Origin of the sequence: Solimonas sp. K1W22B-7 (genome assembly GCF_003428335.1) — a bacterium.
In the GTDB taxonomy this organism is placed as follows: Bacteria; Pseudomonadota; Gammaproteobacteria; order Nevskiales; family Nevskiaceae; genus Solimonas_A.
This window is the reverse complement of the sequence record NZ_CP031704.1, coordinates 603020-616865: the sequence shown is the minus strand read 5'-3', so window position 1 is coordinate 616865 and position 13846 is coordinate 603020. Positions and strand designations below refer to the sequence as shown.

General features: G+C 68.6%; 19 protein-coding genes. 8 read left to right on the top strand and 11 right to left on the bottom strand.

Annotated elements, in window-relative coordinates:
- Nucleotides 1–27: 27 nt before the first annotated feature.
- Nucleotides 28–390, bottom strand: a complete 363-nt coding sequence (locus tag D0B54_RS03070; RefSeq protein ID WP_117289064.1) for a hypothetical protein — start codon at nucleotides 388–390, stop codon at nucleotides 28–30.
- 92 nt (nucleotides 391–482) lie between these two features.
- Entirely contained in the window at nucleotides 483–953 is a 471-nt protein-coding gene (locus D0B54_RS03065; protein ID WP_117289062.1) for an EF-hand domain-containing protein, read from the bottom strand.
- Nucleotides 954–1070: 117 nt separating this feature from the next.
- Between D0B54_RS03065 and D0B54_RS03060 the strand changes: the two genes are divergently transcribed.
- Nucleotides 1071–1634 carry an NADPH-dependent FMN reductase gene (locus D0B54_RS03060; RefSeq protein WP_117289060.1) on the top strand — a complete coding sequence of 188 codons (564 nt, stop codon included), beginning with the start codon at nucleotides 1071–1073 and terminating at the stop codon, nucleotides 1632–1634.
- Nucleotides 1635–1720: 86 nt separating this feature from the next.
- On the opposite strand, the gene D0B54_RS03055 is transcribed toward D0B54_RS03060, so the two are convergent.
- The 4 genes from D0B54_RS03055 to D0B54_RS03040 all read right to left on the bottom strand — a co-directional run bounded on the left by D0B54_RS03055 (nucleotide 1721) and on the right by D0B54_RS03040 (nucleotide 3583).
- Nucleotides 1721–1999 (bottom strand): hypothetical protein, encoded by a 279-nt coding sequence (locus D0B54_RS03055; RefSeq protein ID WP_117289058.1) that lies wholly within the window; start codon nucleotides 1997–1999, stop codon nucleotides 1721–1723.
- Nucleotides 2000–2105: 106 nt separating this feature from the next.
- A complete protein-coding gene (msrA, locus tag D0B54_RS03050) occupies nucleotides 2106–2735 on the bottom strand; it encodes a peptide-methionine (S)-S-oxide reductase MsrA (RefSeq protein WP_117289056.1) in 630 nt (209 codons plus the stop codon).
- Between the two features lie 101 nt (nucleotides 2736–2836).
- The gene (locus tag D0B54_RS03045) at nucleotides 2837–3043 is read right to left on the bottom strand and encodes a SlyX family protein (RefSeq protein ID WP_117289054.1); all 207 of its coding nucleotides are present in this window, start codon (nucleotides 3041–3043) and stop codon (nucleotides 2837–2839) included.
- A 60-nt stretch (nucleotides 3044–3103) separates the two neighbouring features.
- The gene (locus D0B54_RS03040; RefSeq protein ID WP_117289052.1) at nucleotides 3104–3583 is read right to left on the bottom strand and encodes a glycine zipper 2TM domain-containing protein; all 480 of its coding nucleotides are present in this window, start codon (nucleotides 3581–3583) and stop codon (nucleotides 3104–3106) included.
- Between the two features lie 169 nt (nucleotides 3584–3752).
- On the opposite strand from D0B54_RS03040, the gene D0B54_RS03035 reads away from it, so the two are divergent.
- The 5 genes from D0B54_RS03035 (at nucleotide 3753) to D0B54_RS03015 (ending at nucleotide 6965) form a co-directional block, all read left to right on the top strand.
- Nucleotides 3753–4259: a DUF1993 domain-containing protein gene (locus D0B54_RS03035; protein ID WP_117289050.1), complete on the top strand. Its 507-nt coding sequence runs from the start codon at nucleotides 3753–3755 to the stop codon at nucleotides 4257–4259.
- A 28-nt stretch (nucleotides 4260–4287) separates the two neighbouring features.
- Entirely contained in the window at nucleotides 4288–5094 is an 807-nt protein-coding gene (locus D0B54_RS03030; protein ID WP_117289048.1) for a dienelactone hydrolase family protein, read from the top strand.
- A gap of 40 nt (nucleotides 5095–5134) precedes the next feature.
- On the top strand, nucleotides 5135–5809 hold the full coding sequence (locus D0B54_RS03025) for a CAP domain-containing protein (protein WP_117289046.1): 675 nt from the start codon (nucleotides 5135–5137) through the stop codon (nucleotides 5807–5809).
- A 122-nt stretch (nucleotides 5810–5931) separates the two neighbouring features.
- Nucleotides 5932–6411 (top strand): IS630 family transposase, encoded by a 480-nt coding sequence (locus D0B54_RS03020; RefSeq protein WP_117289044.1) that lies wholly within the window; start codon nucleotides 5932–5934, stop codon nucleotides 6409–6411.
- The gene (locus D0B54_RS03015) at nucleotides 6363–6965 is read left to right on the top strand and encodes a transposase (protein WP_162932157.1); all 603 of its coding nucleotides are present in this window, start codon (nucleotides 6363–6365) and stop codon (nucleotides 6963–6965) included. The genes D0B54_RS03020 and D0B54_RS03015 overlap by 49 nt, the downstream gene beginning before the upstream one ends.
- 46 nt (nucleotides 6966–7011) lie before the next feature.
- On the opposite strand, the gene D0B54_RS03010 is transcribed toward D0B54_RS03015, so the two are convergent.
- Genes D0B54_RS03010 through D0B54_RS03000 form a run of 3 tightly spaced genes read right to left on the bottom strand, consistent with a single transcriptional unit; the run spans nucleotide 7012 to nucleotide 10179 of the window.
- Entirely contained in the window at nucleotides 7012–8052 is a 1041-nt protein-coding gene (locus tag D0B54_RS03010; RefSeq protein WP_117289039.1) for a hypothetical protein, read from the bottom strand.
- 10 nt (nucleotides 8053–8062) lie between these two features.
- Nucleotides 8063–9241, bottom strand: a complete 1179-nt coding sequence (locus tag D0B54_RS03005; protein ID WP_117289037.1) for an MFS transporter — start codon at nucleotides 9239–9241, stop codon at nucleotides 8063–8065.
- Nucleotides 9238–10179, bottom strand: a complete 942-nt coding sequence (locus D0B54_RS03000; protein ID WP_117289035.1) for an alpha/beta fold hydrolase — start codon at nucleotides 10177–10179, stop codon at nucleotides 9238–9240. The genes D0B54_RS03005 and D0B54_RS03000 overlap by 4 nt, the downstream gene beginning before the upstream one ends.
- Nucleotides 10180–10263: 84 nt before the next feature.
- Between D0B54_RS03000 and D0B54_RS02995 the strand changes: the two genes are divergently transcribed.
- On the top strand, nucleotides 10264–11097 hold the full coding sequence (locus tag D0B54_RS02995) for a D-hexose-6-phosphate mutarotase (RefSeq protein WP_117289033.1): 834 nt from the start codon (nucleotides 10264–10266) through the stop codon (nucleotides 11095–11097).
- A complete protein-coding gene (locus D0B54_RS02990; protein ID WP_117289031.1) occupies nucleotides 11094–11552 on the top strand; it encodes a flavodoxin family protein in 459 nt (152 codons plus the stop codon). The genes D0B54_RS02995 and D0B54_RS02990 overlap by 4 nt, the downstream gene beginning before the upstream one ends.
- 63 nt (nucleotides 11553–11615) lie before the next feature.
- Here the strand turns inward: D0B54_RS02990 and D0B54_RS02985 are convergent, their stop codons facing one another.
- Both D0B54_RS02985 and D0B54_RS02980 read right to left on the bottom strand, forming a co-directional pair.
- A complete protein-coding gene (locus D0B54_RS02985) occupies nucleotides 11616–12863 on the bottom strand; it encodes a S8 family peptidase (RefSeq protein WP_117289029.1) in 1248 nt (415 codons plus the stop codon).
- A gap of 201 nt (nucleotides 12864–13064) precedes the next feature.
- Complete coding sequence (locus D0B54_RS02980) at nucleotides 13065–13631, bottom strand: hypothetical protein (protein WP_117289027.1); 567 nt, start codon at nucleotides 13629–13631, stop codon at nucleotides 13065–13067.
- Nucleotides 13632–13846: the final 215 nt, after the last annotated feature.

Genomic DNA, 13846 nt, shown 5'->3' with positions numbered 1-13846 from the left:
GCCCGTTTTCTTGCAGCGGTGCAAGCCTTAGTTGATCGGCTTGTCCAGGCCCGAGCCGCCGGTATCGGCATTGCGGGCGGCATACTCGTCGGACGACAGCTTGCCGTCCTTGTTCTTGTCAAGCGCCTTGAAGCGCGCCGTCATTTCCGAGTTGCCCTTGAGTTCGGCACGGGTCAGCTTGCCGTCGGCATTGGCGTCGAGCTTGCCGAAATCGGCGCCCACGCTGGCCGCGGCGCCGGTTGCCGTGTCGGCGCTGGCGTCGACGGTCGCACCGATCCTGGCGGACGGGGCAGCGGACGGGGCCGCCGAGGGGAGGACGCCGCTGTCGGCCGCGAAGGCCGCACCGGCGGCGAGGGTCAGGCCGAGGCCGACGATGAAGTTCCTTTTCATGTGTATCTCCTGGTTTCGGGATCGAAATGCCCCGGCGGCAACAGGCCGTCGAGGCACCCGATCACCCTAGCGCAGCACGGCTGAGCGGACGCTTAACGCGGCAGGAATGGCTCGGTGCCGAAACGCCCGTACTCCTGTGCCGACAGCGCGCCGTCGTTGTTCATGTCCAGTTGCCGGAAGTTCGAGACCAGCAGGGGGTCGCGCAATTCGCCGCGCATGAGACGCCCGTCGCCGTTGATGTCGAGGTCGAGAAAGCTCGCGCCGCCAACCCCGACAGCCCCGCCAGACGTACCCACCCCCGCCGAGGGGGTGCTGATCGAACTCGAGCTGCGGCCGGAAGGGATCCGGTTGATCTGGCCGGCACCGGGGGCGGGCTGCACCACCGGCGGCGGTACGGGTATCGCGAGAGGATCGCTGGCAGCCGGAGCCCGGGACGGGTTCGCGGTGGCGGAGTCCGCCGGGGCCACGCCACCGATACGGCCCTGGCCATGCGCCGTTTGCTGCGACGTCGCAGCCGCTGCGACGAACACCAGTCCCACACTGACGATGCTGACGGTCTTCATGACGAAATTCCTCCGGACATCCCTGGTCTCAATGATTGTGAGACCCTGTGGGCGCGGCGGATAGTTCCGCCAGGCCGTACCGTTCGTCTGGTCCAAATCCACTTCAAGGGAGCCGCCATGTCCAACGTCAAGATTCTCGGTTTCGCCGGCAGTCTGCGCCAGAAATCCTACAACCGCGCGGCCCTGCGCGCGGCGCAGCAGCTGCTGCCGCAGGAGGCGAGCCTGGAGCTGTTCGACCTGGCTCCCATTCCGCCCTTCAGCGAGGACGAGGAAAAAACCCCGCCCGCGGCGGTCACCGAGTTCAAGCGGCAGATCCGCCAGGCCGATGCGATCCTGATCGCCACGCCCGAGTACAACTATTCGATTCCCGGCGTACTGAAGAATGCCATCGACTGGGCCTCGCGCCCCTACGGCGACAGCGCCTGGAGCGGCAAGCCGGTGGCGATCCTGGGAGCCTCTGCCGGCAAGCTCGGCACCGCACGCGCGCAGTACCACCTGCGACAGGTCTTCGTGTTCCTCGACATGCATCCGCTGAACAAGCCGGAGGTGATGATCGGCCCGGCCGCGGACGCCTTCGGCGCCGACGGCGAACTGAAGGACGAGAAGACCCGAGAGATGATCCGCAAGCAGCTCGCCGCGCTGGTGCAGTGGACGCGCTGCCTCAAGCAGGGTCTGCCATAGCGCGTCCATCAGCGCCCACAACCGGCGCCGCCACGGCCGGCCTTCCCGGGGCCTGCACGGTGGCCATAGGGCGCCGTGCAAATCGCCTAGTGCAGGCGGTGCCGCGGCCTTTCCATTTCCCAGGCCTCGCTGAGCGCGAAGGCATCGGGATCGTCGAGGCCGACATCGTCCTCGCCCGCACGCGTGGCCCAGCGGCTGCCGTGTTCGCGCAGCAGGGTCGCCGGCGTCAGGTCGTCGAATCCGCCGCTGCGCTCGCCGAGACCCCGCAGCAGGTCGTCATCGAAATCGAAGTCGCTGGACAGGTCCGGCAGTTCGGCGGTGAGCAGCTCGTCGAGGCGGCTGAGGATGTCTTCCTTGCGTTGCATGTTCGTTCTCCTTCCTGGAAATCACGAAACCAGCATCGCAATCGCAGCCTGAACGGCGCCGGAACGGAAACTCCGGACCAGGCCTCCGATGAACGTCAGCGGAATGCTAGCCCTTGAGCTGCTCGCCGAAGTACTGGCGCAGCTTGTCCACCTTGGGCTGCGCCACGGCCTGGATGTAGCCCTGGCCCGGGTTCAGCGCGGCGTAGTTCTGGTGATAGGCCTCGGCCTCGAAGAAATCCTGCAGCGGCTCCAGCCGCGTGACGATCTTCGAGGAGTAGGCGCCGGCCGCGTCGAGCTGGCGGATGTAGGCTTCGGCCACCCGCTTCTGTTCCTCGTCGGCATGGAAGATCGCCGAGCGGTACTGCGGACCCACGTCGTTGCCCTGGCGGTTGAGCTGCGTCGGATCGTGCGCCACCGCGAAGAAGATCTTCAGCAACGCGCCGAACGTCAGGCGCGAGGGATCGTATTCCACCTGGATCACCTCGGCGTGCTCGGTGCGGCCGCTGCAGACGCTCTTGTAGTCGGCGGTCTCGGCGCTGCCGCCGGAATAACCGGACACCACCGACAGCACGCCGTCGAGTTCGCGGTACACCGCCTCCACGCACCAGAAGCAGCCGCCGGCCAGCACCGCCAGCGCGCGGCCGGGGGCCGCCGCCAGCGGCGTGTCGATCGTGGCGGCCGGAAAGTCCTTGGGGCTGATGCGCAGGCTGCTGCCGCCGAACAGTGAGCTGATCATGGGGTCTTCCCGGCTTCGCGGCCGGACGGCCGCCTACCGCTCCAAGGTAGGGCCGGAACCCGGGGGATTCAAGCCACGGCGCGCAGGCCCGGGGCATCGCCTCAGTAGTGCGGCGGAACCTCGTCCTGGACCGTTGCCTTGAGCAGCCCGTCCCCCAGCCCGGCCGCCCGCTCCGCCAGCTGCCGGCAGATCTGTTCCAGGCGGGCGATACGTTCCTGCTGCGCGATGACCAGGTCATTGAGCACGCGCAGGGTTTCCTCCTGGTGCGCGAAGCGGATTTCCAGCTCGATCAGGCGGTCTTCGTCCATGCGGCGAGCATAAAAGAAAAGGCGGGCCGAAGCCCGCCTTTTCCGGTCTGCCGAGCGCCTTCAGTGGCGGCCGCGATGATCGCGACGGTCGTCGCGGTCGTGGCGGTCGTTGCGATCCCAGCGGCCGTTGCCGCGGTGATCGTTGCGGTAGTCGCGACGGTCATGACGGTAGTCGTGGCGGTAGCCGCGGTCACGGTAGTAGACGTGGCGCACCGGCTCGCGATACTGGTGGTAGACCACCCGCGGCGGTTCACGGTAGTAGCGGTGCTCCACCCGCGGCGGCGGGGCGTAGTAGTCCTCGCGGTAGGACGAGTAGCGGTAGTCCGGACGGCGATCATGGTCGTCGGCAACGGCTACGCCGAGCACGGCGCCCAGTACCGCACCGACCACGGCGCCGTCCTGGCCGCCGACCTGGTTGCCGATGGCGCCGCCGGCAACACCACCGATGACCGCGCCGACCGCGCGATCACTACCGGCATAGGAAGGGGTGACCGCGGCGGCGGCGACAAGAGCGAGAAAACCCAGGATGGTGCGTTTCATGTTCGTGCGACCTCTGATCGCGGTGGTGACGGCTCTGAAGCTAGCGCAATGGTCTTAACCGAATCTGAACCTGCAATTCGCGGCGGGGTGCCGGATCGCAGTTCAACCCGGCGGCGCCACTAAGGCTTAGAATCCGGCATCCGAACCCTATGATCCTGCGAGGTATTCCATGAGCCTGACCATGTACACGGCCTCCGTGCCGGCCTTCGTCCGCCTGCTCGGCAACCTCCGCGGCATCCTCGAAAAGGCCGCCGCCCATGTCGAGTCGCGCAAACTGGAGCCGGCCGCGCTGATCGGCTTCCGCCTCTACCCCGACATGTTCCCGCTGGTGCGCCAGGTCCAGATCGCCACCGACATGGTCAAGGGCTGCGCCGCGCGCCTGGCCGGCGTGGACGTGCCGCGCTACGAGGACAGCGAGACCAGCTTCGACGACCTGATCGCGCGCATCGACAAGACCGTCGCCTTCCTGCAGGGCTTCAAGCCCGGGCAGATCGACGGCAGCGAGGACAAGCCGATCCAGCTCAAGTCGCCGCGCGGCGAGATGAATTTCACCGGCCTGCAGTACCTGCAGGGCTTCGTGCTGCCCAACGCCTATTTCCACGCCACCACGGCCTACAACATCCTGCGCCACAACGGGGTCGAACTGGGCAAGCAGGACTTCATCGGCCGCCCCTGAGGCGACCGGCTGACGCAAGGAGGCGCCCATGAAAACCCGCAACCGCATCCTGCGCTGGCTCGCCGCCTGCGCGCTCTGCGCCGCCTGCGGCGCGCAGGCCAAGGGCATCGAGAAGACCGTCGACTACAGCGTCGGTGACCAGCCCTACCGCGGCTACATCTACTACGACAGCGCCGGCCCGAAAAAGCGGCCCGTGGTGCTGATGGTGCCGAACTGGATGGGCACTTCCGAGGCCAACCGCCGGCAGGCGCGCCAGATCGCCGGGCGCGACTACGTGGTGTTCCTGGCCGACATGTACGGCCGCGACCAGCAGCCCGCCAACCCGGACGCGGCCGGCAAGCTGGTGGGCCAGCTCTACGGCAACCGCCTGCTGCTGCGCACCCGCGTCAAGGCCGCCAAGGAACAGGCGCAGGCTGCGGTGAAGCGGCTCAAGCTGCCGGCCAATGCCGAGCGCATTGCCGCCATCGGCTTCTGCTTCGGCGGCTCCACGGTGCTGGAACTGGCACGCACCGGCGAGGAACTGGACGCGGTGGTGTCCTTCCACGGCAATCCCTCGCTCGACGCACCCGCGCCGAGCCAGCCGCCGAAGACGCGCATCCTGGTGCTGCACGGCGACTCCGACCCCTACGTGCCGGTGGCGCAGATCAACGCCTTCCTCGACGAGATGCGCACCGCCAAGGCCGACTGGCAGATGGTGCGCTTCGGCGGCGCGGTGCATTCCTTCACCGACCCCGACGCCAACCAGCCGGGCAAGGCGATGTACGACGCCAAGTCCGCCCGACGCGCTTTCGCGATGATGCGCGACTTCCTGGCCGACTCCTTTGCCGGCCGCTGAGCGGCTGGCCATCGGCAACCCGTAGCGCTAAGGTGACCTCATGAAGAACCGCCTGATTCCCGCCCTGCTGCTGGCCCTCGGCTGCCTGCCCGGAGCGCTCCTGGCCCAGGGCGAACCGCCCGGCTTCGAGGGCATGCTCGGCGCCCACAACGGCATCCGCGGTGCGGTGGGACAGCCGCCGCTGCGCTGGTCGGCCGCGGCCGCGGCGCAGGCGCAGGGCTGGGCCGACCAGCTGGCCCGCGAGAACTGCAGCGCGCGCTACAACCCCGACATGGCACGGCGCGAGAAGTACGGCGAGAACGTGCTGCGCGCCAGTGCCGGGCAGCCCTACCAGGGCTTCCGCCGCACCCCGGCGCAGGTGGTCTCGCGCTGGAACGAGGAAGGCCGCGACTACGACCACAACAACATGCAGTGCCGCAACGCCGGCGGCACGCAGTGCGGCCAGTACCTGCAGATCATCTGGGGCACGACCGAGGAAGTGGGCTGCGGCCGCGCGCGCTGCGAAACCGCCGAGGTCTGGGTCTGCAACTACACCCCGCGCGGCCTGCAGGACGGCGTCAAGCCCTACGGCAACCCTTCGGCACCGCCGGCGATCAGCCAGGCACCGCAGCAGGATCTGAAGCAGCAGGACGTGCTGATCGGCGCGCTGGAATGCTCGGCGCTGCCGCAGGTGAATCCGGGCGAGGCGTATCCGCAGCAGTCGCCGCTGCGGTAGCAAGCTTCTTTTCGTAGGAGCGGCTGTTAGCCGCGAGCAAGGGTGCGCATGGCAACCAGCGCTCGCGGCTATTGATTAACTCATAAGTAATGTCCTACTCTCATGGCAGGAGGTAATCCGCCATGAGACCTTCAGGCAGCCCCGAGGAGTTGGAGCGACGCCGGCGCCGAGCGCTGGAGTTGCTGTCGCAAGGATTGATGCCGGTAGAAGTCGCGCAGCAGTTGGGCGTGGACCGGCGCAGCGTACGGCGATGGAAGGCGGCGGTGCAGCGACGGGGTGCGGCCGGCATCGCGGCGCAGCCAGCGTCGGGCAGACCACCGGCACTGGATGAGCGTGCGCGGCGGCAGTTGACCCGGCTGCTGCTCAAGGGCGCGCAAGCTTCGGGGTTTGCCACGGACCTGTGGACCTGCCCCCGGGTCGCCGAGCTAATCCAGCAGCGGTTTGGAGTGGAATACCACGTCCACCATGTTGCACGGTTGCTGCATGGCCTGGGGTTTTCTCCGCAAAAGCCGACACGGCGTGCGGTGGAGCGGGATGAAGAAGCGATTCAGCAGTGGGTACGCAGCGACTGGCGGCGGGTAAAAAAAACGCCGGACGCCTGAAGGCCTGGCTGGGCTTCCTGGACGAGTCGGGCATCCTGATGGCCCCGCTGGTGCGCCGCAGCTGGAGCCTGCGCGGCCAGACTCCGGTGCTGCAGCAGCGGGGCCGGCATCACAGCAAGGTGTCCGTGATTGCCGCCCTGTGCATCTCGCCCTCGCGCCGGCAGGTAACGCTCCACTTCCGGCTCTATCCCGACACCAGCATCGACGGTATCGCGGTCCGCAACTTTCTCCGCGATCTGCATGTGCAACATGGGCGCCTGGTGATGGTGTGGGACCGTTCCCAGACCCACCGTGCCCGCAGCGTGCGGCGATTCCTGGATCAGTCCCCGAATCTGCAGACCGAATTCCTGCCGGCCTACGCCCCGGAACTCAATCCCGTGGAGTACATCTGGGCCTGGCTGAAAACCAACCCCCTGGCCAATCTCGCATGCCACGATCTGGAGACGCTGACCCTCAACGCACGACACCACGCTCGCAGGCTCCAGCATCGTCAGGATCTGCTTCGATCCTTCATCGAGCACAGTCCTTTGCCGTTGAGACTAATAGGACATTAATTACGAGACGATCAATAACAGCCGCTCCTGCTCCGTTGTGCTCCGATCAGCCGCCCTGCCCCGCCAGCGCCTTCTCGAACGCCCCCGAGTCGTAGAAGCGCTGCAGCAGCCGCCGCACGGTCGGCTCCAGCAGCTTCTTTTTCTTCAGCGCCTGGATCACGTGCGGCGCGTGGCGCATGGCCTCGGCCAGCATCAGGTCGCGGCCAATGCCCAGGTCGTCCAGCAGGGCCTTGAGGCTGACCTTGCCGTAGCGCTCGAAGAAGGCGTCGATGCCGGCGTCGATCAGCTGGGTGTAGATCGGCGCCTTGCGCAGCTCGCGCCAGTACTCGAAGCCGGCGACGAAGAACTCCTCCAGCGTGCGATCGTCGATGTGGCGACGCAGTTCGCCCAGCTTCAGGTTCTTCAGTTCCTTCCAGGCGCGCAGCGCGGCGTCGCGCAGGATTTCGTCGCCTTCCTGGTCGAGCAGCATCTCCACCGCACGCTGCGAGGCGCTGCCGACGCTCTTGGCGATGTAGCGGCGCAGGCCCTCTTCCACGGTATCGTCGAGACCCGAGGCGGCGGCGGCGCGGCTCAGCACCGCCTTGCCCAGCTTCATCATCGAGCGCGCGCCCGGGATGTTCTCGCCCAGCGTGCTCTGCGACAGGTAGCCGCGGATACCGCTGAGCAGCAGTTCCGAGGCGATGCGGCCGTACAGCGGGCTGGCCACCACGCCGCGCACGATCGCCTCGCGCGCCGACTTCTGCTCCAGCACCAGGTCGGTGAACTCCTCGAACTGGCGGTCGCTCATCAGGTCGCCCAGGCGCGTGCTGTCCAGCGCCGGGTGGGCGTGGATGGCGCGCGCGATCTCGCCGACCAGTTCGGGAATGCCGCTGCCCAGTTCCAGGTTGGCCGCGTAGGTGTGCGCGGTGTCCTTGATCTGCTTGCGCGTCACCGCCTCGGAGAGCTTGAGCTTGGCGGCATCGGCCAGGCCCTCATCGAGCAGTTCTGCCACCACGCTCTTGAGCTCCTCGCCCTCGAGCTGCTCCAGCGTGAACTGCACATGCGCTTCCAGCAGCGCCTCGGCCAGGGGATTTTTCTTCTTGGTCATGCTCGACTCCTCAGGTTCGTGCCCCGGACGCGTTGCGCCGCAGCCACAGCAATCCACTCAATCCGGTCAAGCCTATGCCGGCGGAGATCCACAGCACATGGCCGCCGAGCCTGTCCACCCCGATGCCGAACGCCAGTGGCGCCGCCGCCTGGGCGACGCGCGAGGGCGCCTCCAGCCAGCCGGCGCGGCGGCCGAAGCCGGCCGGGCCGAACAGCGCCAGCGGCAGCGTACCCTTGATGATGGTCATCAGTCCGGTGCCGATGCCATGCAGTATCGTGAATACCGCGGCGAAGGGTGCGCCGAACAACGTGATCAGCAGCACGCCCAGCGGATGCATGCTCATCGATATCCGCGCCGCCAGCAGCGGGTGCAGGCGGTTGAGATAACCGGCCTCGGCCAGCCGGCCCGCCACCTGCGAGACACCGAACAGCGAGGCCGCCGCCACCGCGGCCGCCGGCGTGCAGCCCACTTTTTCCAGGATGCGCGGCAGCTGCGTCGCCATGCCGGCGAACACCAGGCCGGAACAGGTGAAGGCGCCGGCCAGCACCCACATGGTCACCGCCGGCGGACCCGCGGCGGGCGCATCGGACCCGGCGCGATGCATCTCCAGGGGACGCTCCACCCGCGGCACCAGCCAGCCGTGGATGCCCAGGCCCAGCGTCAGGTGCGCCAGCGCCCACACGGTGCAGGCCACGCGCCAGCCGTAGTGCGCTTCCAGCGCCGCGGTCAGCGGCCAGCTCAGCGTGCTGGAAAAGCCGCCCAGCAGGGTCACGCCGACGATGGAGCGGCGCGCATCGGCGCGGTAGAGGCTGACCAGCGTCGAGAACGCCGCGTCATACAGACCCATGGGCATCGCCGCGCCCAGCAGCAGCCAGCCCAGGCCCAGCTGCAACGGCCCCTGCGCCGTCGCCATCAGCAGGTGCGCCGTCGCGAACACGGCGTTGGAAGCCAGCAGCACACGGCGGCCGCCGTGCCGGTCGATCAGGCCACCCACCGCCGGCCCCAGCGCCGCCGCCAGCAGCAGCGACGCCGAGAACATCAGGTAGACCGTTGCCGGCGCCAGCCCCAGGCCTGCGGCCATCGGCCGCGCCAGCGTCGCCAGCAGGTAGTAGCTGGAGCCCCAGGCCAGCAGCTGGCCGAGGCCGACCGCGATCACTGTGCGGCGACGGTTGTCGCCGCCCGGATTCATGCGCGCGCCGCGTCACGCCCCGGCGGCGTACCGGCACGGCGGCCGTTCGCGCGCTCGGCATGCTTGGCGTGATGCAGGATCAGGTGCTCGAGCTTGGGCAGCAGCGAGGACGGCAGGTCATGGCCCATGCCGTGGATGATCTCCAGCTGCGCCTGCGGGATGTGCTTCTTGAGGTCGTGCGCGGCCGGCACCGGCACCAGCGGATCGTCGTGGCCGTGGATGATCAGTGTCGGTGCCTTGACCCGCGCCAGCAGCTTCACGCGGCTGCCCGAGGCCATGATCGCCACCATCTGCCGCGCCAGGCCCTGCGGGTGAATGCTGCGATCCAGCGCGCGGCCGACGTACTCGCGCAGCTCGGGCTCGGGCGAGGGATAGCCGGGACTGCCGATCATGCGCCAGGTGTCCATGCCGAACTGCAGCAGGCTCTCGCGGTCGCGCGCCTTGGGCTTGGACATCATGCGCATCTGCACGCGCAGCGAGGGCTTCTTCAGCCAGGGGTTGCCGCTGCTGGTCATGATCAGCGTCAGGCTGCGCACGCGCGAGGAATGCTTCGCACCCATGAGCTGCGCGACCATGCCGCCCATCGACAGGCCCACCACGTGCGCGGTCTTGATCTTCAGCGCGTCGAGCAGGGCGACCGTGTCCTCGGCCAGGTCGTCGAGCACATACGGCGACTTCACCGGCAGGCGCAGGCTGTAGAGCATGCCGCTGCGCAGCAGGTCGGGCTTGCCCAGGTGGTCCAGCTTCTCCGACAGGCCGATGTCGCGGTTGTCGAAGCGGATCACGTGGTAGCCGCCGGCCGCCAGTGCCTCGCAGAAGGCATCGGGCCAGTGCACCAGCTGCGCGCCCAGGCCCATGATCAGCAGCAGCGCGGGGTTCGAAGGCTTGCCGAAGGTTTCGTAGCAGATCTGCAGGCCGTTGGCCCTGACGTGCGGCATGGAATCACTCGTTCCAGGGGAATGCCGGATTCTGTCACGGGCAGGCTATGCTTGGATTGACCCTCCTGACCGCAGCTGCCGCCGATGAGCCAAGACCCCGCCACCGATTCCTTCTCGCCCCTGCGGGCCCGGGGCAACGGCGGCGCCACGCTGGAAGCCCTGGCCTATGGCGGCCACCTGCTCTCGTGGACTCCCGCGGGTGAGCGCGACAGCCGCCTGTTCCTCAGCCCAGCCTCCGTGTTCCGCCCGGGGACGGCCGTCCGCGGCGGCGTGCCGGTGATCTTTCCGCAGTTCGCGGCGCATGGCCCCCTGCCCAAGCACGGCTTCGCGCGCGTACAGGACTGGCAGCCGACGCAGTCCGCCGGCGACGGGCGCATCCGCCTGCAGCTGCGCGACAGCCCCGCGAGCCGCGCGCTGTGGCCGCATGCCTTCCTGCTCGAACTGGAGCTGCATTGCGGCGGCGACACGCTGCGCATGGAACTGGGCGTACACAACAGCGGAGATACGCCCTTCGAGTTCACCGTCGCGCTGCATACCTACCTGCGGGTCGCCGACGTCCGCCAGGCAAGGCTGCAGGGCCTGAAGGGTCTGCGCTACCTCGACGCGGCGCGCAACCGCAGCGAGCATGTCGAGGCACAGGACGAGCTTGGCTTCGGTCCCTGGACCGATCGCATCTACTTCGACCCGCCGGCGGAACTGCTGCTGCTGGAACCGCAGCGGCGCCTGCGCATCCGCCAGGAGGGCTTCACCGACACCGTGGTGTGGAACCCCGCCGCCGCCGTCACCTCGACGCTCCCCGACATGGCGCCCGACGGCTGGCGCGAGATGCTCTGCGTCGAGGCTGCCACGACGCTCCAGCCGATCCGGCTCGCACCGGGCGCGCAGTGGCGCGGCGCGCAGGTCCTGGTCGCGGAATGAAACAGCTGCTGCTCCTCTACCACAGCCAGAGCGGCCACACGGCCCGGCTCATGGAAGCGGTGCGTGAAGGCGCGGCGGAGTTCCCCGACGAGGTCGAGTTGCGCGTGCTGCGCGCCTTCGACGCCGGCCTCGACGACCTGCTGTGGGCGCAGGGCCTGCTGATCGGCACGCCCGAGAACTTCGGCTACCTCAGCGGCGCGGTGAAGGACTTCCTCGACCGCACCTACTACCCCGCCGAGGGCAAGACCGTGGGCCTGCCCTGGGCCATGTTCGTGTCCGCCGGCAACGACGGCACGGGCGCGGTGCGCGCATTGGAACGCATCGCCACCGGCTACGGCTGGACCCGCGTGGCCGAAGCGCTGATCGTCCGCGGCGAGCCCGACGAGGCGGCGCTGGCGCAATGCCGCGAACTGGGACAGACCCTGGCGGCAGGCCTGGCCTGCGGCATTTTCTAGGGTCCTGACCGAAACGGAAAAGGCGGGCCCGACAAGGCCCGCCTTTTCAAACCCCACAGAGTGTCAGTAGGCGACCGGATCGAGCCGCAGCAGCAGGTTCGGCGAGCCCGTGCCCGGGTTGCCCACCTTGCCGCTGCTGGCGGAAGCCTTCAGGGCCGCGTCCACCGCCGCCGCATTGGCGCCGGGGTTGGCCGCCAGGTAGCGCGCCGCCGCGCCGGCCACATGCGGGCTGGCCATCGAGGTCCCGCTGAGCGTCGCGGTGCCGGTGGCGCTGTTGTAGGCGGCCGAGACGATGTTCGAGCCCGGCGCGAACAGGTCCACGCAGGTCCCGAAGTTCGAGTAGGACGCACGCGCATCGGTGTTGGTGGTGGCGCCGATCGTGATCGCGCGCGGTACGCGGCTGGGCGAGCCGCTGCAGGCGTTGGCATTCTCGTTGCCGGCCGCAACCACCGCCGTGACACCGGCATCGATCAGGTTGTTGACCGCCGTGTCGAGCAGCTCCGAAGCCCCACCGCCCAGCGACATGTTGACCACCGCCGGCAGCTGCCGGTTGGCCGTCACCCAGTCGACACCGGCGATGATCGCGGAGGTCGTGGTGCTGTTGCCGCAGCCGAACACCCGCACCGGGTGCAGCAGCGCGCGCTTGGCCACGCCGAAGCTGCTGCCCACCGAGGTGCCGGACACGTGGGTACCGTGGCCGTTGCAGTCGGTGGTGTTGGCCGGATCCACCGGCGGGCAGCCGATGCCGAGCAGGGTGCACAACAGCCCCTGGCTGCCATTGGGCGCGAAGTTGCGGCCCGGCTGCACGCGGTCGCCGGCGAAGTCCACGTGCGTGGCATTGAGGCCGGTGTCGATCACGTAGACATGCACGCCCTGCCCGGCGCTGGCCGGGTAGCTGTACTGGTTGTCCAGCGGCAGGTCCACCTGGTCGATGCGGTCCAGGCCATAGGACGGCGGGTTGAACTGGGTTTCGCTGAGGAACATCGAGCGGTCCTGCTCGATGCGCCGCACGCGCGGATTGCGCGCCAGCGCCTCGGCCGCCACCGCGGGCAGGCGCACGCTGAAGCCGTTGAGGGCATGGCCATAGACCTGCAGCAGCTCGCCGCCGCCGACGCTGCCGACCAGGCCCAGTGCGGCCTGGCGCACCGCGCCGCCCCGGGCCTCGCCCGGCGCGAGTTCGACGATGTACTGATCGGGAATGAGCTGACTGACCAGGCCGCGGATCGGCGCGGGACTTGCGGCGGGCTGGGCCTGTGCGGCACCCGCCAGGCCCAGCAGGGCCAGAACAGCGATGAACGAACTGCGTTTCATTAGGACTCTCCTTGTCGACACCATTGGATGGGCATCCCCCTGCCCTTCCCCCTTCCTGGTGCCGAGCATACGCCCGCCACCCCGCCCTGAAGCTAGGGAATAGCCCCGCCGGCCTGTCCGCCAATAGCCGACAACAGGGTGGGGCCGCCGAGCCAAAAAAACGGCGCCCCGAGGGGCGCCGCCGTCTGTCGCAGGCTGCGATCAGCGCGCGGCGCTGACGCGGCGCGGCGCGAAGTTGTAGCGCAGGCCGGCCTCGACGCGATCGTCGTCGCCGGCAGCCTGCACCGCCGCCACCAGGTCGACCTTGGGGGTCAGGCCGTAGAGGCCGGACACCCGCAGCGAGGTGTCGTCATCGTCGGCGATGTCGAGATAGCGGATCTCGGGCGACAGCTCGAGGCGGCCATCGGCGTTCTGCCAGCGCAGACCGGTGCGCAGACCGAAGCCGTTGTCGTCGAAGGAGCCAACCTCGATGTGCTCGTAGGTCGCGCCCGCGGTGAAATCCAGGGTGTTGTTCAGCGGCGTGTGGAACAGGCCGCCGGCGCTGATCTGCTCGAGGTCGCCGGTGTCGGCGTACTCGCCGATCAGCGCGATATTCTGGTGGATATCGCCGGAGCCGGCGATGCGGAAGCCGGACTCGTCGTCCGCACCGAAGTCGCGGTTGAGGAAGCCGCCTTCGACGTAGGTGTAGCTATGTGCCGCGGCCAGGCCCGGCAGCGCCGCGAGGGCGCCGGCGGCAAGGATGAGGCGGGTGCGAGTGAGTGCTTTCATTTCGGGGTGACTCCTGTCATTGGGGGTTGCGGCGCCTCTCAGGGGCGCCGTGCCGTTTCATCCGGCGCTGGCAGGATGGTCAGGCCCGACTGAACCTCCCATGAACGCTCCAGGGCCTGTTGACGCTACGGCAGTCGCAGCGACTGCCGTAGCGTCAACAGGCCCCAGGTGACGCGGGCCGGGGACTTGCCCACAATGCGCTCCCCGCAGGGCCT